The organism is Paracoccus ravus, assembly GCF_004522175.1.
Lineage (GTDB): Bacteria > Pseudomonadota > Alphaproteobacteria > Rhodobacterales > Rhodobacteraceae > Paracoccus > Paracoccus ravus.
The window spans coordinates 41270-61044 of record NZ_SDEB01000007.1; the positions used below are offsets into that span (position 1 = coordinate 41270).

Here is a 19775-nt window from a genome sequence, read left to right on the forward strand (position 1 = left end):
ATAGCCGCTAATTCGCGGCCATGCAATGGGGTTAGGCGAAAAGCTCGCGACAAAAACCGAGGCCATCGACAAGAGCATCGACCTCGGCCTGGGTGTTGTACATCGCAAAGCTCGCACGCGCCGTGGCACTGACGCCAAAGAACTCCATCAGCGGCATCGCGCAATGCGAACCGGCCCGGACGGCAATGCCGCGCTTGTCGAGAATCGTCGAGATGTCATGGGCATGCGCCCCCTGCATCGTCATCGAGAAGATCGCGCCCTTGTCAGCCGCGTCGCCCTGAATGCTGAGCCAGTTCAGGCTGCGCAACCGCTCGCGGGCATAGTCGCGCAGGGATTTCTCATGCGCGGCGATGTTCTCCATGCCAAGGCCCATGAGATATTCCAGCGCCGCGCCAAGGCCGATCTGATTGGCGATGCCGGGTGTGCCGGCCTCGAAGCGCAAGGGCGGGTCGGCATAGTCGATCCCGTCGCGCGTGACCGTGCGGATCATGTCGCCGCCGCCCATGAAGGGCCGCATCTCGGCCTGACGCTCGCGCCTGATCCATATCGCGCCGGAACCCGACGGGCCGTAAAGCTTGTGGCCGGTGATGCAGTAGAAATCGACGCCAAGCGCGCCCACATCTACCGGCATATGGACCGAGGCCTGACTGCCATCGGCCAGAACCGGGACATCCGTGCCGCGCGCGATGGCCGCGACATCGACCACCGTGCCCGTCACGTTGGACATGTGGGTGACGGCGATCAGCTTCGTGCGCGGTCCGACGGCGGCCAGAACCTTCTCGGGCGGCAGCGAGCCGTCGGGCTCGGGCTCGACCCATTTCAGCACGACGCCCTGACGCTCGCGCAGGAAATGCCATGGCACGATATTGGCGTGATGTTCCAGCACCGAGACCACGATTTCGTCGCCCGCCTGCAGACGCGGCGCGGCCCAGCCATAGGAGACGAGATTGATCCCCTCGGTCGCGCCCGAGGTGAAGATCACCTCATCCTCATACGGGGCATGGAGGAAACGGGCGATGATCGCGCGCACGCGCTCATAATTCTCGGTGGCGAGATTGGACAGGAAATGCAGCCCGCGATGGACGTTGGCATATTCCGCCTCATAGGCGCGGGTGATGGCCTCGATCACGACCTTGGGCTTCTGGGCCGAGGCGCCATTGTCCAGATAGACCAGCGGACGGCCATTCACCTGCCGCCCGAGGATCGGGAAATCGGCGCGGATCTTTTCGATATCGAGGCTCATGGAGCGACCTCCGGAAGAACTCCAAATGCGGCGGCGATGACCGAAAGCACGGTCGCCACCAAAAAGACGCCGCCGATGAACCCCAGCGCCACCTTGGGCGTGCTGGTGAAGCCGTGCAGGGCCTTTGTCAAAGATATGGTGAGGTAGATCGACAGACCAAAGGCCAAGAGGGACATCAGATTGGCCAAGGGCGGAACAAGCAGCATCAGGAAAAGCTGGACAGCCTGCAGGCCGACAAGGATCAACTCGACCCAGCCGACAAGAACCAGCGCATCCGCGAACACGCCCTTGCCGCCAAAGGCGCGGCCGATCACCGTGACGGCAATGGCCGAGACGGCCATCGCGCCGAATTGCAATCCGGCGAGCGTCATCGGGTCCGACAGGATCCGGGCCAGCGGGTCGCCCTCGGGCACCGGAAAAATCAGGCGCGCGATACCGGCCAAGAGGCTCGAAAGGCTCGCGGCCAGAATCACCAGCATCCAGCGCTCGCTTGCCGCCAGATCGAGCCCGCGTAGCAGGCGCACCGCGCGATCCGGGGTCCGGAGCGTCAGGACCACAAGATCACCAAGATCAGCGAATTTCATTCCGTCCTCGTCAATGCGCCCAGTCCGGCGCCCCATATCACGAGAAATCCCAGACCCGCCACCGCCCGCGTCACGCCAAGAGCGGCCCCCGGACCGACAAGCCCCGCCGTCAGCCCGGCAAGCAGCATCGCAGGCGAGACCGCAAGCAGCGCCCAGAACAGCGCCACGCGGGAAGCATGACCGCTGACCGGACGCGGGGTCAGGCGAGAAAACAGGGAAACCAGTGCCGCCAGCCCGTAAGCCAGCAGCGGCAACATGAACATCACCGCCAGCAGCGCACCGCCCATCCGCGCCTGCAAAGGCACCGAGGGGTCAAGCTGTGCGTCGCGCGCGTGTTGCGGCGCCTGGGCGATCCAGAAGACCAGCATGGCGGCCATGAGAATCGCGATCAGCGCCCGGTCGGGCAAACCGCGCAAGGCGTGTACCACCCTGCCCGGCGCCCACCAGCTTTCGATGATCCGCGGCAGGATTCCTTCGCGGGTCATCGACTGTCTCAGGCCGAGGCGCGGCTGGTCAGCCACTCGTCAAGTCGGGTCAGGATGTCGTCGCGCAGACGGTCATCCTCGATCTCTTCCAGCGCATCGGCGAGGAAGGACAGGACCAGCAGAACCACCGCCTGTTCCTTGGGAACCCCGCGCGAGCGCAGGTAGAACATCGCGGTTTCGTCCAGCGCACCGGTCGTCGATCCATGCGAGCATTTGACGTCGTCGGCATAGATTTCGAGTTCCGGCTTGGCGAGGAACTGGCTGCCCTCGTCCAGCAGAAGCCCTTGGCTGATCTGGTAGCCGTCAGTTTTCTGCGCGCCGGGCTTCACCAGAATCTTGCCCTGGAAAATGCCATCCGCGCCGTTCTTCAGCACCTTCTTGAACACCTGACGGCTTTCGCAACGCTCGGCGGCATGGGTGATGAAGACGGTGTCGTCATGGTGGAAGCGGCCTTCGGTGCCGTCGCCCAATACGGCGGCGGCAATATGGGCCACCGCGTCGTCGCCGACGATCTCGATCACGCCTTCATTGCGCATCATGCTGCCATTGACGGACAGCGTGAAGGACTTGAACAGCGCGCCTTCGCCCACGCGGGCGAAGACATGGCCGATGCCGACCTTGGCGTCATCCGCGCGCTTGCTGGCGATGTGATGGAAGCGGGCTTCCTTATTCACTTCGACCTCGATCGCGACGTTCGAGCGCGCGGCAATGCCACCGGTTTCCAGCAGCGTCAGTTCCGAGCCTTCTTCAAGGCGGATGACGTGGTGGATGGTGACATCGGCATCCTGCGCCTCGCGGCGATAAAGGATGTGGACCGGACGCGAGACCTTGCCTGTGACGCGGATCAGCACGCCATCGGTGGCGGCCAGCGTGTTCAGCACGGCGAAGGGACGCTTCACCGGGTTCTGACCCGCGGTCTCCAGCTTGCCGTAGAGATCGGCGGCCCAGTGATCGCCTGCCGCATCGGCGGCGGCCAGGGTCGAGATCTCGAGCCCCTCGCCATCCAGTGCGTCCGAGGCGTCCGCGTCAAAGCGTCCATCGACGAAGACCAGTTTCAGCTGTTCGATCTCGTCAAACAGGGTCGAGGCGCGGCTGGTGAAGGCCAGCGGCTCTGCCGTGGGCGCATTGAAGGCCGCCGGGTCGGTATAGCGCCAATATTCGTCGCGCTTGCCGGGCAGGCCCATCGCGTTCAGGCGGTCCGCTGCATCCGCGCGGGCCGCAGCGGTGAAGCCGCCACGCGGCAGGTCAAGCGCCTCAAGGCGCGCATCCAGCACGGACCGAGGCTTCTCGGCCACCGGCGCCTTGCTGGCAAGAACAGCCGTATCCGCCATTAGCCGACCTCCGCCAACAGGTCGCCGTAGCCGTTCTTTTCGACTTCGAGGGCCAGTTCCGGGCCGCCGGTCTTGATGATGCGGCCATTGGACATGATGTGGACGACATCCGGTTTGATGTGGTCCAGCAGGCGCTGGTAGTGGGTGATGACAAGGAAGCTGCGCTCGGGCGAACGCAGCGCGTTGACGCCCTCCGCCACCAGACGCATGGCGTCGACGTCGAGGCCCGAGTCGGTCTCGTCGAGGATGCACATCTTCGGTTCCAGCATCGCCATTTGCAGGATCTCGTTGCGCTTCTTCTCACCGCCCGAGAAGCCGACGTTGACCGGACGCTTCAGCATGTCGGCGTCGATCTGCAGGGTCTTGGCTTTCTCGCGCACGACTTTCAGGAACTCGCCCGAGGAGAGTTCGTCCTCGCCGCGTGCCTTGCGCTGAGCGTTCACGGCGGTGCGCAGGAAGGTCAGGTTGCCGACGCCGGGGATCTCGACCGGGTATTGGAAGGCAAGGAACAGGCCCGCCGCGGCGCGCTCTTCCGGCTCCATGTCCAAGAGGTCGTGATCGTAGAGGCTGGCTTCACCCTCGGTCACTTCATAGCCGTCGCGGCCCGAAAGAACATAGGAGAGCGTCGATTTGCCCGAGCCATTCGGACCCATGATCGCATGGACTTCACCCGCCGGGACGGTCAGGTCGACGCCTTTGAGGATCTGCTTGTCCTCGTCCTCAAGTTTGACGTGCAGGTTCTTGATGTTCAGCATTATTCTTACCTCAGTCGATGGTGTGGCGGTGCCGGTGGCCGACACCATCTAGTTCGTTCTAGGTGCGTCGACCGTTGGGAATACCCAACTCAGCGAACGCTTCGAAAATAGCTTTTCTCGCTGGGCCGTGAGGGCAAGGCACGACTCGTGGGGTGCCCTCCATGGTCAGTTCCGGATTGGGAAGCCCAAGTGCGATCGCTTTACAATGCGCCACCCAACAAGTGTGGTGGATCGCGATCCCCTTGTTTTCTTTAACCCAGTCCATAACCTGACCATAGGTGGCCATCAGCCGACGCTCCCTTCCAGCGAGATCGCGACCAGCGATTGCGCTTCCATGGCGAATTCCATCGGAAGCGCCTGAAGGACCTCGCGGCAGAAGCCGTTCACGACCAGAGCCACAGCCTCTTCCTCGTCCATGCCACGGGCGCGGCAATAGAAGAGCTGGTCGTCATCGACCTTCGAGGTGGTGGCCTCGTGCTCGACGCGGGACGAGGTGTTCTTGACCTCGATATAGGGCACGGTATGGGCGCCGCATTGATCGCCGATCAGCAGGCTGTCGCATTGCGTGTAGTTGCGGCTGTTCGTGGCCTTGGGGTGCATGGTCACGAGGCCGCGATAGGTGTTCTGCGCCTTACCGGCAGAAATCCCTTTGGAAACAATGCGCGAGCGGGTGTTCTTGCCAAGATGGATCATCTTGGTGCCGGTATCCGCCTGCTGCATGTTGTTGGCGATGGCGATCGAGTAGAACTCGCCTTGCGCTTCATCGCCGCGCAGGATGCAGGACGGGTATTTCCAAGTGATTGCCGAGCCGGTTTCGACCTGCGTCCACATCACCTTCGCCCGCGCCTCGCGGCAATCCGCGCGCTTGGTGACGAAGTTATAGATGCCGCCCTTGCCTTCCTCGTCGCCGGGGAACCAGTTCTGGACGGTCGAGTATTTGACCTCTGCATCTTCCAGGATGACGATTTCCACGACAGCGGCATGCAGCTGGGCCACGTCGCGCTTGGGCGCAGTGCAGCCCTCGAGGTAGCTCACATAGGAGCCCTTGTCGGCGATGATCAGCGTGCGCTCGAACTGGCCGGTGTTCTCCGCATTGATGCGGAAATAGGTCGAGAGTTCCATCGGGCAGCGGGTGCCCGGCGGGATATAGACGAAGGAGCCGTCCGAGAAGACCGCCGAGTTCAGCGTCGCAAAAAAGTTGTCCGATTGCGGCACGACCGAGCCGAGGTATTTCTTGACCAGTTCGGGATGCTCGCGGATCGCTTCCGAGATCGAGCAGAAGATGACCCCGGCTTTCGCCAGCTCATCCTTGAAGGTGGTGCCGACGGAAACCGAGTCGAAAACCGCGTCGACCGCGACTTTGCGGGCCTCGGCCGGAGTGTCGTCAGCGCCTTCGACGCCAGCCAGCAGCATTTGCTCTTTCAGCGGAATGCCCAGCTTTTCGTAGGTCGCCAGCAGCTTGGGATCAACCTCGTCCAAGGACTTCGGCTTCACTTCCATGCTTTTCGGGCGGGCGTAGTAATACTGGTCCTGATAATCGATCTCAGGATAGTTCAGCATCGCCCATTTCGGCTCGGTCATAGTCTGCCAGCGGCGGAAGGCCTGCAGCCGCCACTCGGTCATCCATTCCGGTTCTTCGTTCTTGGCCGAGATCAGGCGGACGATGTCCTCGTTCACGCCTTTCGGCGCGTATTCCATCTCGATCTCGGTGTCCCAGCCGTATTTGTAGGACCCCATGTTCTGGACGGTCTCGACGGTCTCGCGGTCTACGCCCTCGCGCACCTCGATCACGTCGCTGATCTCTTCAGCCATCTCAAACCCTTCCTGCGGTCGCCCGCGATTCATTCCTTTCGCGCCAGCGGCCATATGCCGCCAGCCAGGCATCTGCAAAACGCATAATGTCCCGATGGTCCGTGGTCGGTCCGATCGAGACGCGGATTGCATCGCCCGCCCATTCCGTCGCGATCCCCATGGAAGTCAGCACATTGCTGGGCCGCACCTTGCCGGATGAACAGGCCGAGCCCGCCGAAACGGCAAAGCCCGCAAGGTCCATCTGCATCACCTGGGTCTCTCCGCGCCAACCCGGCGTCAGGACAGACAACGTATTCGGCAAGCGGCGGGATTCGCGCCCCGGGAATGTAACCATTTCTGCGCCGGATTCCAGTGCAGTCATCAGCGAATCGCGGATCTCCGAGATTTTTTCTGGGATACCTTGATCCAGATCATTCTGGGCCGCTTTTGCCGCTGCGGCAAATCCCATGATGCCGATCAGATTCTCGGTCCCCGCGCGGCGGCCTTGCTCCTGCCCGCCGCCCTTCAACCGGGCCTCGACCTCGGTGCCGCGTTTGACGATCAGCGCGCCAATGCCACGCGGCCCGCCCAGCTTATGCGCACTGACGAACCCGGCCTCGATCCCCAGCCAGTTGAAGGCGAAGGGGATCTTGCCAAAGGCCTGGGTCAGGTCGCTGACCGCCAGCCCCTGCGGCAGGTCCTGGATGACGCCGGTCTCGGGATTGGCAAGCTGCAACGCCGAGGCCGAGGGATCGGGCACGGCGACCTTGCCCGCGCGATCGACCTCCAGCTCGGCGCGGCACCAGGCCAGAACCGCGGCATGCTCGACGGCCGCGCAGGCCAGAGCCCGGTCCTGCATGATCAGCGCGGCGGATTCCGTTGCCCCCGAGGTAAAGATCACATCCGCGCCCTCGGCACCCAGGGCGCCGGCGACCTCTTCGCGCGCCCGTTCAAGCGCCGATTTGGCCGCGCGCCCCTCGGCATGAACCGAGGACGGGTTGCCGGTGATCTCGGTGGCCTCCAGCATGGCCTGCCGCGCCTCGCGCCGCAGAGGAGCGGTCGCGTTCCAATCCAGATATACCCGAGGGCTCATGCATCCACCTCCGCGCCAAAAAGAACCGGTCCGGTAAGGGCATCGGCGATCCGTTCGGCGAGCCGGCGCGCGACATCGCTCTTGAACATGCGAGGCCATTCCTCGGGACCATCCGATGTGATCAGCGTCACCGCGTTTTCTGCGCCACCCATGATCCCGGTCTGTGGCCGGACATCATTGGCGACGATCCAATCCGCCCCCTTGCGCAGCCGTTTCGCGCTGGCATGGGCAAGCACGTCATCGGTCTCGGCCGCGAAGCCCACGACCAGTTTGGGACGGCCACTTTCGAGCCGCGACAGCCAGGCCAGGATATCGGGATTTTCGTTGAATTCCAGGACGGGCATCCGGCCCGAGCCGTCCTTCTTGATCTTTCTCTCGCCCGCATTCGAGACATGCCAATCGGCCACGGCCGCCGCCATGACCGCGGCATCGGCGGGCAGAGCGCTTTCGACCGCGTCACGCATCTGCCGGGCCGTCTCGACGCGGATCACCTCGACGCCGGCGGGCGGCGGCACATCCGCCGGTCCGGTGACAAAGCTGACCCGCGCACCCATGTCGCGCAAGGCCGCCGCGATGGCCGTGCCCTGCGCGCCGCTCGACCGGTTCGCGATATAGCGCACCGGATCGATTGGCTCATGGGTCGGCCCCGAGGTGACCAGAACATGTTTCCCCGCCAGCCGATGATCCTCGGGCGCGGCCGGGGCACGGGACATGTCCCCCAGCGCCGCGCGGATCGCCGCAAGGATCGCGTCGGGTTCCGCCATGCGGCCCGGGCCATATTCACCGCAGGCCATGTCGCCTTCCTCGGGACCGACAAAAGCCACGCCGTCACCCGCCAGAACGTCGCGATTGCGCCGGGTTGCGGGATGCTGCCACATCCGCACATTCATCGCGGGCGCGACCAGCACGGGCTTGTCGGTCGCTAGAAGCAGGGTCGAGGCCAGATCATTGGCGAGCCCGGTCGCCATCTTCGCCATCAGATCCGCGGTCGCCGGTGCCACCACGACCAGATCGGCGGCGCGCGACAATTGGATATGTCCCATCTCGGATTCGCGGGTCAGGTCGAAAAGCGCCGTATGGCAGGGGCTTTCGGCAAGCGCGGACAAGGTAAGGGGCGTGACGAACTCTGCCCCGGCAGAGGTCAGGACGGGCGTGACACCGACGCCCTCGCGCCGCAACATGCGGATCAGTTCGGGAATTTTGAAGGCGGCAATTCCACCCCCGACGATCAGCAAGATGCGGCTGCCCAGCATGGTGGCTTCCTTTGCGACGGTTCTTGCGACAGCAGATAGGGCGAATGATCGCCTCAGGCAAGGAAGCAGTCGGTCCGGGCTTTGCAAGAATGACGAATGGCGAGCCGTGGAGGACTCGAACCCCCGACCTGAGAATTAGAAGTTCCCTGCTCTAATCCAGCTGAGCTAACGGCCCGCATTTCAACGGCTGTATCGGCCAATTCGTCCGACCATGTCAACGGGCTGTTTTCCGGCCGAATTGGCAATTCCAAGCCATACGATGGAGCGGCTGCGACCGTCAGTCGCGGGCCGACAGGTCGAGCGTCATATAGACGCTGTTGGGGTCAAGCCTGTAACTGCCGAACGGCGCGCATTCGAGAAAGCCTGCCCGCTCGTAAAGCTTGCGCGCGGCAAGAAACATCGGCTGCGAGCCGGTCTCGAGGCTCAGGCGCGCATAGCCTGCCTCGCGGGCATGCCCGATCATCCCCTCGACCAGCAGCCGGGCCAATCCGCGCCCGCGCGTTTCGCTCAGGACATGCATCGACTTGACCTCGCCATGCCCGGGGCCGATGCGCTTGATCGCGCCCATCCCCAAAGCACGCCCCGCTTCGCGCAGGGTGAAAAAGGCGATATCGGGATGGTCCAAATCCGCGCGCGGCATCATATGGATCGATTCCGGCGGAGTGTCGGCATGCATGTCCTGCGTATGCCGCAGGAAAAGCAGTTCCAGATCCTCGCTCATCGGGCTTTCCAGCGCCAGAACCAGATCCCCTGCCTCGTGCTCTGCCACAACCATCGCATTCCCCCAGTTTTCACAGCCCAGGCCATATCAGAGGCCGATCGGCGACTAAACCCCCGTCATTGAACCCCCGTCCGGGATTGCGGCGCGAGAGGCCGCTGAAATAAGGATATTCACCGCCCTGGCATGCAGGATTCCGAAGAATTTTTCTGCCGCACCCGCTTCCAAGGAACGCCGGTCCATCGCCGCTGCCAAGCGGGAAAATCCTTCGCGTAGAACGCCGTTGCGCGGGGCGCGCCGAACTTGTCGCCTCGGCCCGGCAGCGATACCTCGTCATCTGAACCGGGAGACGCGCATATGTCGATCAGCATCGAGAACATGACCAAAAGCTTTGGCGGCACCGCCGTGCTGCGGGGCATCGACCTGACCGTCGAAAGCGGCGAACTGGTCGCGCTTCTGGGTCCCTCGGGATCAGGCAAGACGACGCTGCTGAAGATCATCGCCGGGCTGGAATGGCCAAATTCCGGCGGCTTGCAGGTCAATGGTCAGGACTGGCTGGGCCTCGCCGCACAGGCGCGCCGCATCGGCTTCGTTTTCCAGCATTACGCACTGTTCCCGCATATGACCGTGCGCGACAATATCGCCTTCGGCCTGACCGTGCGCCCGCGCGCCGAGCGGCCCGGCAAGGCGGTGATCGCCGCCAAGGTCGACGAGCTTTTGCATTTCCTGCAGATCGGGCATCTGGGCGAGCGTTATCCGGCGCAGCTTTCCGGCGGGCAGCGCCAGCGTGTGGCGCTTGGCCGGGCGCTCGCGATCGAGCCGACCGTGCTGCTGCTTGATGAGCCTTTCGGTGCGCTCGATGCCGCCGTGCGCCGCGATCTGCGGGCCTGGCTGCGCCGCGTCCATGAAGAGACCGGCTCGACCACGATATTTGTGACCCATGATCAGGAAGAAGCCTTTGAACTCGCCGACCGCGTCGTCGTCATGGGCGAAGGCAAGATCGAACAGATCGGCAATGCCGATCAGATCCATGACCATCCGGCCAGCCCCTTCGTCGCCCGTTTCATGGGCGCGACCGTGGAACTGCCGGTGATGCTGCATGCGGGCCGGGCCGAAGCGTCCGGTCTCGACGCCAGCCGCCTGCCCCGCCGCGCGCTGCCGGACGGTGCCGCGACGCTGTTCCTGCGGCCTGCCGATATCACGCCCATCGCCGATCCTTCCGGGCGCTGGGAGGTCAGCCGCTGCACCTCGAACGGGGCGATCCTGCGGCTGGAACTCAGCGATGGCAGCCAGACAATTCCCGTGGACCTTCCCCGCCGCGCGCCCGAGGCCAAGGGTCTCGAACAGGGCACACGCGTCCTTCTGCGCCCCGAGGCCGCAGCGATATTTCCCGGGCCTCGCGCCGCACAGATGCAGGCCCAGCCGATCGAATTCCCCCGCAAGGAGAAAAGCCTATGATGATTTCCAAACTGCGCGTCGCGGCGCTTGCGCTGCTCGTGGGGGCAACCCCGGCCATGGCTCAGGACAAGATCCTGAATGTCAGCTATGACATCGCCCGCGAGCTTTTCGAGGCGCTGAACCCGGAATTCCAGGCCTATTGGAAGGACAAGACCGGCAAGGACGTGACCATCGACCAGAGCCATGGTGGTTCCTCGAAACAGGCCCGCGCCATTCTCGAAGGCCTGCCGGCCGATGTCGTGACCTTCAACCAGGAAACCGACGTGGACGTGCTGGCCAAGAACGGCCTCGTCGCCGAAAACTGGCGCGAGGCCCTGCCGAACGGCGCCTCGCCCTATTATTCGCTTCCGGCCTTCCTCGTCCGCAAGGGTAACCCCAAGGGCATCAAGGACTGGTCGGACCTAACCCGCGACGACGTGAAGTCGATCTTCCCGAACCCCAAGACCAGCGGTAACGGACGCTATACCTATCTCGCCGCCTATGCCTATGCGCTGCAACAGAATGGCGGCGATCAGGAGAAGGCACAGGAATTCGTCGGCAAGATCTTTGCCAATGTCCCGGTTTTCGACACCGGGGGCCGCGCCGCGACCCAGACCTTTGCCGAGCGCAACATGGGCGATGTTCTGATCACCTTCGAGGCCGAAACCCGCGGCATCGCCAAGCAATATGCCGATCAGGGCTTCGAGGCCGTGACGCCCTCGACCAGCCTTTTCGCCGCCTTCCCGGTCGCCGTGGTGGTCGAGAATGCCGAAAACAACGGCACGACCGAGGTCTCGACCGAATATCTGAAATGGCTCTACTCGCCCGAGGCGCAAGAGACCCTGGCCCAGCACAATTACCGCACCACCGATGCCGACGTGACCGCCAAGCACGCCGCCGACTTCCCCGAGGTCAAGCTGCTGACCGTGGATGACGTGTTCGGCGGTTGGGACAAGATCCACTCCGAGCATCTCGCCTCGGGCGGCATTCTCGACAAGGTCTTCGTCAACCAATGAGCGCTGCGGCCATCAAGCCGAAACGCGTGCTGCCGGGGTTCACTCTGAGCCTCGGCACGACGCTGCTTTACGTCGCGCTGATCATCCTGATCCCGGTGATCGCGCTGATCCTGAAAGGGGCCGAGATCGGCCCGGCGCAATTCTGGGCCATCGTGACCTCGAACCGCACGCTGTCGGCGCTGAGGGTGACGGTCTCGGCCGCGGCTTTGGCCACGCTCTTCAACGCCTTTTACGGGCTTCTGATGGCCTGGGTGCTGACCCGCTACGAATTTCCCGGCAAGCGCATCCTCGACGCGCTGATGGACGTGCCCTTCGCCCTGCCGACGGCGGTGGCGGGGATCTCGCTGACCGCGCTCTATTCCGCGAACGGCTGGTTCGGCGCGCCGCTTTCGGGCGCGGGCATCGAGATCGTCTATTCGCTCGCCGGCGTGACGCTCGCCATGGCCTTCACCTCGACGCCCTTCGTGGTCCGCGCGATCCAGCCGGTGCTCGAGGACCTCGACCCGGCGCTGGAACAGGCCGCGATGACGCTTGGGGCGAGCCCGTGGCAGATCTTCCGCCGCGTCGTGCTGCCGGCGATCCTGCCCGCTTGGCTCTCGGGCTCGACCGTGGCCTTCGCCCGTTCGCTCGGCGAATTCGGCGCGGTCGTCTTCATCGCCGGGAACCTGCCCGGCAAGACCGAGATCGCGGCCCTGCTCGCCTATATCCGGCTCGAGGAATATGACTATCAGGGCGCGGCCGCCATCGCGCTCGTGCTTCTGGGCTTCGCGCTGGTGCTGCTGATCCTGTCGAACTGGATGCAGTTCCGCGCCGCCCGCCATCTGGAGGCCCGCGCATGAGCGTGACCGCCCTGTCCCATGCCCCCGGCCAGAGCCGGGCGGTGCCGCGCCTGCTGATCGCGCTCGCCTTCGGGCTGACCGCGATCTTCGTCATCGCGCCCCTGGCCTTCATCTTCTGGCGCGCCTTTGCCGAGGGTTGGGGGACTTATGTCGCCAATATCGCTGACCCGATGACGCTGCATGCCATCGGCCTGACCTCCCTGGTCGCGGTGATCGTCGTGCCGCTCAACGTGGCTTTCGGCCTCGCGGCGGCATGGGCAATCGCGCGTTTCCGTTTCCCCGGCCGCAAATTGCTCATGACGATGATCGAGATCCCCTTTTCGATCTCGCCGATCATCGCGGGGATCTGCTACCTGCTGCTTTATGGCCGGCAGGGCCTGCTGGGACCATGGCTTGCCGCGCATGACCTCAAGATCATGTTTGCGCTGCCGGGCATCATCCTTGTGACCATGTTTGTGACCGCCCCCTTTGTCGCCCGCGAGGTCCTGCCGTTGATGCAGGCGCAGGGCTCCGAGCAGGAGGAGGCCGCCGTGACCCTCGGTGCCAGGGGCTGGCAGGTCTTTTCGCGGGTTACGCTGCCTAATATCCGCTGGGCGCTCTTATACGGCGCGGTATTGGCGACGGCACGGGCGGTGGGCGAATTCGGCGGCGTCTCGGTCGTTTCCGGTGCGATCCGGGGGCAGACGAATACCCTGCCTTTGCAGATCGAATTGATGTTCAACGACCTCAATACCACCGGAGCCTTTGCCGCCGCCTCGACCCTGACGGTGATCGCGCTGGTCGTCCTGATCGTCAAGGCCGCGCTGGAAAGCCGCAGGTAACCCGCCGGAACTTGCGGGAATGTCAGTGGACTTGGACAGTTTGCCCCATTAGCCTGAAGGACATGGACAGCGTTCTCAAGGACAAGAACAGGGATTGCCCGGAACTGCCGAAGCCGCGCAGCTTCTGGCAGCGCATCGCCGACCGCCTGGCGGCAATCGTCGGCGCCCGGCGTGCGGCGACCCCACCCGAGAAATCCGTGGCCTTTACCATCGCCGTGATCGCGCTTGGCGCGAAACTGGCAAAAGCGGATGGCGCTGTCGCCCGTTCCGAGGTCGCGGCCTTTCGCCGCGTCTTCATCATCCCCCGCGCCGAAGAGAAAAACGCCGCCCGGGTCTTTGATCTTGCGCGGCAGGACGTCGCGGGCTTCGACGCCTGGGCGGGCCGCATCGCCGGGATGTTCCCGTCAGGCGATCCGGTGCTGTCCGATGTCATCGAGGGGCTTTTCATCATCGCCGTCGCCGATGGCGATCTGCACGAGGCGGAGATCGTCTTTATCGACGAGGTCGCGCGCATCTTCGGTCTGACGCCCGCACAACTCGCCACCATCCGCGCCCGGCATGACCGAAGCCGCGGCTGCCCGCCCTGCGATGTGCTGGGCATCCCGCCCGAGACACCCCTGCCCGAGGCGCGCAAGCGTTGGCGCGATCTGGTCCGCGAATCCCATCCGGACCGGGCGATCGCGCGCGGCCTTCCGCCCGAGGCGATCCGCCTTGCCGAAGCCCGGACCCGTGCCCTGAACGAAGCCTGGGAGGCATTTCGCAACATGCATCGCCTGCATACTGCCTGAGACTTTGGGAACCGCGGACGCGCTGCCGCAGTTTCCCGATCACCCGATCGAGGAGTGAACTGATGCAGAGGCTCGTCGCATTCATCCTCGCCTCAGCGACCGTCGCCGGATTCGCCTTGGCGCAGACCCCCTACGAGCCGCCATCGGCCGATGATCCCCCCTCGGGCGGCCTTGAAGAGGATCTCGAAAACGGCATTCAGGGTTTTCTGGAAAAGCTGATGAACGAGGTCCAGCCCCATCTCGACCAATTGGGCCGCGATCTGAACGACACGGTGAACAGTTTTACCCCCGTCTTCGACGAGATCGGCAACCTGATGGACGATGTCGGGAATTACCAGACCCCCGAGCGGCTGGAGAATGGCGATATCCTGATCCGCCGCCGCGCCGATGCCCCGCCCGCACCAGAAATCGGCGAGACGCTGCAGGATCTCTTGAAGCCACTTCCGCAGCCCGAAACAGCCCCGTCAGCCGATGCCCCACCAGCCGAAGCTCCGCCAAAAACGCTTCCAGAGACTGATCCCGGCTCGGAGATAGAGCTTTAACCCGCGAAGCTTTCGACCCAATCGATCAGCCGCGGCAGGCTCTTCGTCCTGAGATCATAGGTTTCGAGAATGGTCTGCCTTGCGTTTTTCCCGAGTGTTGCCCCTGCGGGATCCCCGGCAAGGCCCCGGATCAGCGCAGCTTCAAGCGCCGGCTGATCAAAGAACGGCACCAGACGGCCATTCTCACCGTCCCGGATCAGTTCCCGGACCGGTTCGGTATCCGAGGCCACGATATAGCAGCCCGCCGACATGGCCTCGGTCAGCGACCAACTCAGTACAAAAGGATAGGTGAGATAGCAGTGAACCCGTGCAATCTGCAACACGGACAGATATTGCGGATAAGGCACGCGGCCCAGGAAATGGATGCGGCTCAGATCAAGCTGCCCGTCCAGTTCCGCCAGCATCTTGGCTTTCCAGCTTTCCGCATCCGCAGGCTTCGCACCGTAGCTGACGCCATCGGCCCCGATCAGGACCACCTGCGCCGCGGGCCGGGCGCGCATCACCTCGGGCAAGGCCCGCATGAAGCGATGAAAACCGCGATAGGGTTCGAGCGAGCGCGAGACATAGCTCAGCACTTCGTCCTGCGCAGTCAGAACCCGTCCATCGGGCAATGCAAGCCGCGCGGTCGGATCGGGGCAGACCACGGCCGTGTCGATCCCATCATGGATCACGGTCAGCTTCTGGCGCAATTCCGGCGGAAAGCTGTCTGCCTGATAGCGTGTGGGCGCAATCCCGGCATCGGCCTGGACCAGCCCCTGGATGAGATGAGCCGAGCGGGCGAGCGTGCTGACCCGCCCTTCGTCGCTGTCGGGCGAGATTTCGGGGTCGAATCCGACGTCTTGCCCACGCGTGCGATACATCAACTCGGCATAGACCAGAAGTTTGGCTGCGGGCCAGATCTCGCGCAGAAACAGGGTTTCGCCCCAACCGCTATGGCCCAGAATCAGATCGGGCGTGTAACCATGCCGATCCCTGAGTGCGCGGCAGCCCCGCGCCGTGAGCCAACCGCGCTCGGCATGTTCGGCATAGCTGCGTGCAAGGCCGCGGACAGGGTTTTCCTGCGGCGGTGACTTGTAGCGAACGACCCGGACCGGCGAAGCGCGTTCGTTGCGCTCATCGGTCAGCGCAAGAACCTCATGGCCGCGTGCCACCAGCGCCGGTGCCAGATGCAGGAACTGGCCGGGAAAATTCTGGTGGACCAGCAGGATCTTCATTCGCCTGCCTGCAGAAAGGCCGCTGCGATCAGGTTCCGGGTATAGGCGCTTTTCGGGGCGCGGAAGACCTCGTCGGTAGAGCCCTGCTCGACGACCTCGCCCGCCCGCATCACCATGATCTGATGCGACATGGCGCGCACGACGCGCAGATCGTGGCTGATGAACAGGAAGGCCAACCCGTGCTTGCGCTGCAACCGGCGCAGCAATTCGACGATCTGGACCTGCACGGTCATGTCGAGCGCGCTGGTCGGCTCGTCCAGGACCACGAGCTTTGGTTTCAGGATCATCGCGCGGGCGATGGCGATGCGCTGGCGCTGGCCGCCGCTGAACTCATGCGGATAGCGATGCATGGTGCCCGGGTCCAGCCCGACTTCGGCCATGATGTCCGCCACCATCTCTCGCCGGTCGCGGCCCGGCTCGACGCCGTGAACGCCAAGCCCCTCCGATATGATCTGCTCGACCGTCATGCGCGGCGAGAGACTGCCGAACGGGTCCTGAAACACGATCTGCATGTCCCGTCGCAAGCCGCGCAATTCGCGTCCCGAAAGGTCCGAAATGTCGCGGCCCATGTAAAGGATCGGCCCCGCGCTTTCGATCAGTCGCATGATTGCCAGCGCCAGCGTCGTCTTGCCCGAGCCGGATTCGCCGACCACGCCAAGGGTCTCGCCTGCCTTGACCGACAGCGTCGCGCCGTTCACCGCCTTGACGTGACCGACCGTGCGGCGCAGGAACCCGCGCTTGATCGGGAACCAGATCCGCAGATCCTCGGTCGATACCATCTCGGGGGCATCCGGCGCGATCGGATCCGCACGACCCTGCGGTTCTGCGGCCAAAAGCATGCGGGTATAGTCATGCTGGGGATTGGAAAAGATGCGCTCGACCCGCCCCTGCTCGACGATCTCGCCCCCCTTCATCACGCAGACCCGGTCGGCAATGCGCCGCACGAGGCCAAGGTCATGACTGATGAACAGCATCGAAAGCCCCTCGGCGGCCTTCAACTCCGCGAGCAGTTCCATGATCTGGGCCTGAATGGTGACGTCAAGCGCCGTCGTCGGCTCATCGGCGATCAAGAGTTCCGGGCGGTTCGCCAAGGCCATGGCGATCATCACCCGCTGCCGCTGGCCGCCGGAAAGCTGATGCGGGTAATCCCCCAGCCGGGTTTCCGGATCGCGGATGCCGACGCGAGTCAGAAGCTCGACGATCCGCGTCCGCACGGCCGGTCCGCGCAGGTCCTGGTGCAGCATCAGGCTTTCGCCCAATTGCCGCTCCAGCGTGTGAAGCGGGTTCAGCGAGGTCATCGGCTCTTGAAAGATGAAGCTGATGTCGTTGCCACGGACGCGGCGCAGTTCCGGTTCGGAGGCCCCGACAAGCTCGCGCCCCTCGTAGCGGACCGACCCTTCGAGCTGCGCCGCCTCGCCCAGAAGCCCCACGGTCGAAAGCGCGGTCACCGATTTTCCCGAGCCGGATTCGCCGACCAGCGCCACGGTCTCGCCCTTGCCCACGGTGAAGCTGACGCCGCGCACGGCGGGCACGATCTGCCCGTCCTGTCGGAAACCGATCCGCAGGTCTGAAACTTCAAGAACCGGCGTCATCGAAAGGTCTTTCTGGGGTCAAAGGCGTCGCGGATGCCTTCGAAGATGAAGACGAGCAGCGACAGCATGATGGCGAAGGAGAAGAAGGCCGTGAAGCCAAGCCATGGCGCTTGCAGGTTTTGCTTGGCCTGCAGCGCAAGCTCGCCCAGCGATGGCGCCGAGGTCGGCAAGCCGTAGCCAAGATAATCGAGCGCCGCGAGCGACGAAATGGTGCCCGTCACGACAAAGGGCAGCATGGTCAACGTCGCGACCATGGCATTGGGCAGGATATGGCGGAACATGATCTTGCGGTCCGAGACCCCAAGCGCGCGGGCGGCGCGGACATATTCGAAGTTCCGGGCCCGCAGGAACTCGGCCCGGACCACTCCGACCAAAGCAGGCCAGCCGAACAGGATCGAGACGAAAACCAAGAGCCAAAAACTACGCCCCAAGATCGCGAAGAGGATGATAATGACGTAAAGAGAAGGGGTTGAACCCCATATCTCAAGCATCCTCTGAAGAAACAGGTCGGTGCGGCCACCGAAATAGCCCTGCACCGCACCCGCCGCGATGCCGATCAGCGATGAGACAACCGTCACGATCAGCGTGAACATGATCGACAGGCGGAAGCCATAGATCACGCGGGCCAGCACATCGCGCGACGTGTCGTCGGTGCCCAAAAGATGCGCCCTATCCGGCGCGCTGGGGGCAGTGCCGACATTGTTGATGGTACGGTAGTGATAGGGGATCGGCGGCCAGATCATCCAGCCCTTCTCTACGGGTTCGCCCGCGACCATGCCCGTCCCGGCTGCCTCTTTCGTGACGGCCTCGGGGTCGTCCCAGCATTCCTCGCGCCCACCGGTCCGGATCAGGCATTGCACGCCCGGATCGGTATAGATCGCCTCGGTGCCGAAATCGCCGCCAAAGGTGGTCTCGGGATAGAAACGATAGACCGGGAAGTAATAACCGCCTTTGTAATTCACCACGATGGGCCGGTCATTCGCGATCAGTTCAGCGAAAAGCGACGCCACGAACAGCACCGAGAAGATCACCAACGACCAGAAGGCCCGCTTGTTGCGGCGGAAGTTCCGCAGCCGGCGGCGATTGAGTTCGGTCATGGCCATCAACCGGCCCTCCGCTCGAAATCGATGCGCGGATCGACGAAGACATACATCAGGTCCGAGAGAATCCCGACCAGCAGGCCCAGAAGGCCAAAGACATAGAGCGTGCCGAAGATCACCGGATAGTCGCGCTGCACGGCGGCCTCAAAGCCCAGACGCCCCAGCCCATCAAGCGAGAAGATCGTCTCGATCAGGATCGACGAGCCGAAGAAGACGCCAAGGAACATGGCCGGGAAGCCCGCGATCACGATCAGCATCGCGTTGCGGAAGACATGGCCGTAGAGCACGCGGCGCTCGGTCAGGCCCTTGGCGCGGGCGGTCATCACATATTGCTTGTTGATCTCGTCAAGGAAGCTGTTCTTGGTCAAGAGCGTCAGTGTGGCGAAGCTCGAGATCGTCGTCGCGATCACCGGCAGGGTGATGTGCCAGAGGTAATCCTTGACCTTGCCGAACCAGTTCAATTGCGAAAAATTGTCGCTGGTCAAACCCCTTAGCGGGAAGATCTGCCAATAGCTGCCGCCGGCAAAGACCACCATCAGCAGCACCGCGAACAGGAAGGCCGGGATCGCGTAGCCGACAATGATCGCGCCCGAGGTCCAAGTGTCGAAAGGCGTGCCGTTCCTGACCGCCTTGCGGATGCCCAAGGGGATCGAGATGCAATAGGCAATCAGCGTGGACCAAAGGCCCAGCGTGATCGAGACCGGCATCTTTTCGAGGACCAGATCAATGACCGAGATCGAGCGGAAAAAGCTGACCCCGAAATCAAAGCGCAGGTAATTCCCCAGCATGACCATGAAGCGCTCAACCGCGCCGATCTTTTCCTTGGCGCAATCGGGCGATTTCAGATCCGGCTCGCCCTGATATTCGGGTTTGCAGGTGATCTTGGCAAAGCCCATCTGGACCTCGAGCTGGTCCAGAAGTTCGGGCGGAATGCCGCGCGCGCCGGCATATTCGCTGCTCTGCGCCTGCTGCGTATCGCCGCCCGCCCCCGCGATATTGCGAAAGGCGTCACCCTCGCCCTGAACGCGGGCGATGACCTGCTCGATCGGGCCGCCGGGGACGAATTGCGTGAGGGTGAAATTGACCAGCATGATGCCGATCAGCGTCGGTATGATCAGCAGCAACCGCCGCAGAATATAGGCTGCCATCCTGCCCCGTCTTCTTTGTTTCGCC

Annotated in this window: 20 protein-coding genes and 1 tRNA gene; 6 read left to right on the forward strand and 15 right to left on the reverse strand. The window is 63.7% G+C overall.

What is annotated here, in order from left to right; genetic code table 11:
* Positions 1-31: 31 nt before the first annotated feature.
* The 11 genes from ESZ60_RS07800 to ESZ60_RS07850 form a co-directional block, all read right to left on the reverse strand.
* A complete protein-coding gene (locus ESZ60_RS07800) occupies positions 32-1243 on the reverse strand; it encodes a cysteine desulfurase (protein ID WP_134679929.1) in 1212 nt (403 codons plus the stop codon).
* Positions 1240-1827, reverse strand: coding sequence for a YIP1 family protein (locus ESZ60_RS07805; RefSeq protein WP_134679931.1), 588 nt, complete (start codon positions 1825-1827; stop codon positions 1240-1242). Before ESZ60_RS07805 ends, ESZ60_RS07800 begins: the two co-directional genes overlap by 4 nt.
* Positions 1824-2312: a hypothetical protein gene (locus tag ESZ60_RS07810; RefSeq protein WP_134679932.1), complete on the reverse strand. Its 489-nt coding sequence runs from the start codon at positions 2310-2312 to the stop codon at positions 1824-1826. Before ESZ60_RS07810 ends, ESZ60_RS07805 begins: the two co-directional genes overlap by 4 nt.
* Before the next feature lie 8 nt (positions 2313-2320).
* The gene (locus tag ESZ60_RS07815) at positions 2321-3643 is read right to left on the reverse strand and encodes a SufB/SufD family protein (RefSeq protein WP_134679934.1); all 1323 of its coding nucleotides are present in this window, start codon (positions 3641-3643) and stop codon (positions 2321-2323) included.
* A complete protein-coding gene (sufC, locus tag ESZ60_RS07820) occupies positions 3643-4398 on the reverse strand; it encodes a Fe-S cluster assembly ATPase SufC (protein WP_134679935.1) in 756 nt (251 codons plus the stop codon). The genes ESZ60_RS07815 and sufC overlap by 1 nt, the downstream gene beginning before the upstream one ends.
* A 58-nt stretch (positions 4399-4456) precedes the next feature.
* On the reverse strand, positions 4457-4684 hold the full coding sequence (locus ESZ60_RS07825; protein ID WP_134679937.1) for a hypothetical protein: 228 nt from the start codon (positions 4682-4684) through the stop codon (positions 4457-4459).
* Complete coding sequence (sufB, locus tag ESZ60_RS07830) at positions 4684-6210, reverse strand: Fe-S cluster assembly protein SufB (protein ID WP_134679939.1); 1527 nt, start codon at positions 6208-6210, stop codon at positions 4684-4686. Before sufB ends, ESZ60_RS07825 begins: the two co-directional genes overlap by 1 nt.
* Before the next feature lies 1 nt (position 6211).
* Positions 6212-7282: a cysteine desulfurase family protein gene (locus ESZ60_RS07835; RefSeq protein WP_134679941.1), complete on the reverse strand. Its 1071-nt coding sequence runs from the start codon at positions 7280-7282 to the stop codon at positions 6212-6214.
* A complete protein-coding gene (coaBC, locus tag ESZ60_RS07840; protein ID WP_134679943.1) occupies positions 7279-8535 on the reverse strand; it encodes a bifunctional phosphopantothenoylcysteine decarboxylase/phosphopantothenate--cysteine ligase CoaBC in 1257 nt (418 codons plus the stop codon). Before coaBC ends, ESZ60_RS07835 begins: the two co-directional genes overlap by 4 nt.
* A gap of 97 nt (positions 8536-8632) precedes the next feature.
* A tRNA-Arg gene (locus tag ESZ60_RS07845) sits at positions 8633-8710 on the reverse strand.
* 102 nt (positions 8711-8812) lie between these two features.
* On the reverse strand, positions 8813-9310 hold the full coding sequence (locus tag ESZ60_RS07850) for a GNAT family N-acetyltransferase (protein ID WP_134679944.1): 498 nt from the start codon (positions 9308-9310) through the stop codon (positions 8813-8815).
* Positions 9311-9610: 300 nt separating this feature from the next.
* On the opposite strand from ESZ60_RS07850, the gene ESZ60_RS07855 reads away from it, so the two are divergent.
* The 6 genes from ESZ60_RS07855 to ESZ60_RS07880 all read left to right on the forward strand — a co-directional run bounded on the left by ESZ60_RS07855 (position 9611) and on the right by ESZ60_RS07880 (position 14696).
* Positions 9611-10711, forward strand: a complete 1101-nt coding sequence (locus tag ESZ60_RS07855) for a sulfate/molybdate ABC transporter ATP-binding protein (RefSeq protein WP_134679946.1) — start codon at positions 9611-9613, stop codon at positions 10709-10711.
* Positions 10708-11706, forward strand: coding sequence for a sulfate ABC transporter substrate-binding protein (locus ESZ60_RS07860; protein ID WP_134679948.1), 999 nt, complete (start codon positions 10708-10710; stop codon positions 11704-11706). The genes ESZ60_RS07855 and ESZ60_RS07860 overlap by 4 nt, the downstream gene beginning before the upstream one ends.
* On the forward strand, positions 11703-12545 hold the full coding sequence (gene cysT, locus ESZ60_RS07865) for a sulfate ABC transporter permease subunit CysT (RefSeq protein WP_134679950.1): 843 nt from the start codon (positions 11703-11705) through the stop codon (positions 12543-12545). The genes ESZ60_RS07860 and cysT overlap by 4 nt, the downstream gene beginning before the upstream one ends.
* On the forward strand, positions 12542-13366 hold the full coding sequence (gene cysW, locus ESZ60_RS07870) for a sulfate ABC transporter permease subunit CysW (protein WP_134679952.1): 825 nt from the start codon (positions 12542-12544) through the stop codon (positions 13364-13366). The genes cysT and cysW overlap by 4 nt, the downstream gene beginning before the upstream one ends.
* A gap of 62 nt (positions 13367-13428) precedes the next feature.
* A complete protein-coding gene (locus ESZ60_RS07875; protein WP_134679954.1) occupies positions 13429-14154 on the forward strand; it encodes a molecular chaperone DjiA in 726 nt (241 codons plus the stop codon).
* Positions 14155-14216: 62 nt separating this feature from the next.
* The gene (locus ESZ60_RS07880) at positions 14217-14696 is read left to right on the forward strand and encodes a hypothetical protein (protein ID WP_134679956.1); all 480 of its coding nucleotides are present in this window, start codon (positions 14217-14219) and stop codon (positions 14694-14696) included.
* Here ESZ60_RS07880 and ESZ60_RS07885 read toward each other — a convergent pair.
* From ESZ60_RS07885 to ESZ60_RS07900, 4 genes are read right to left on the reverse strand one after another with little or no spacing between them, the layout of a single operon-like run.
* Positions 14693-15910: a glycosyltransferase gene (locus ESZ60_RS07885; protein WP_134679958.1), complete on the reverse strand. Its 1218-nt coding sequence runs from the start codon at positions 15908-15910 to the stop codon at positions 14693-14695. The two genes, ESZ60_RS07880 and ESZ60_RS07885, sit on opposite strands and share 4 nt — an antisense overlap.
* Positions 15907-17502 (reverse strand): ABC transporter ATP-binding protein, encoded by a 1596-nt coding sequence (locus ESZ60_RS07890; protein WP_134679960.1) that lies wholly within the window; start codon positions 17500-17502, stop codon positions 15907-15909. Before ESZ60_RS07890 ends, ESZ60_RS07885 begins: the two co-directional genes overlap by 4 nt.
* Positions 17499-18605 (reverse strand): ABC transporter permease, encoded by a 1107-nt coding sequence (locus tag ESZ60_RS07895; RefSeq protein ID WP_134679961.1) that lies wholly within the window; start codon positions 18603-18605, stop codon positions 17499-17501. The genes ESZ60_RS07890 and ESZ60_RS07895 overlap by 4 nt, the downstream gene beginning before the upstream one ends.
* Positions 18605-19750, reverse strand: a complete 1146-nt coding sequence (locus ESZ60_RS07900; RefSeq protein ID WP_134679963.1) for a microcin C ABC transporter permease YejB — start codon at positions 19748-19750, stop codon at positions 18605-18607. Before ESZ60_RS07900 ends, ESZ60_RS07895 begins: the two co-directional genes overlap by 1 nt.
* Between the last annotated feature and the right edge of the window lie 25 nt (positions 19751-19775).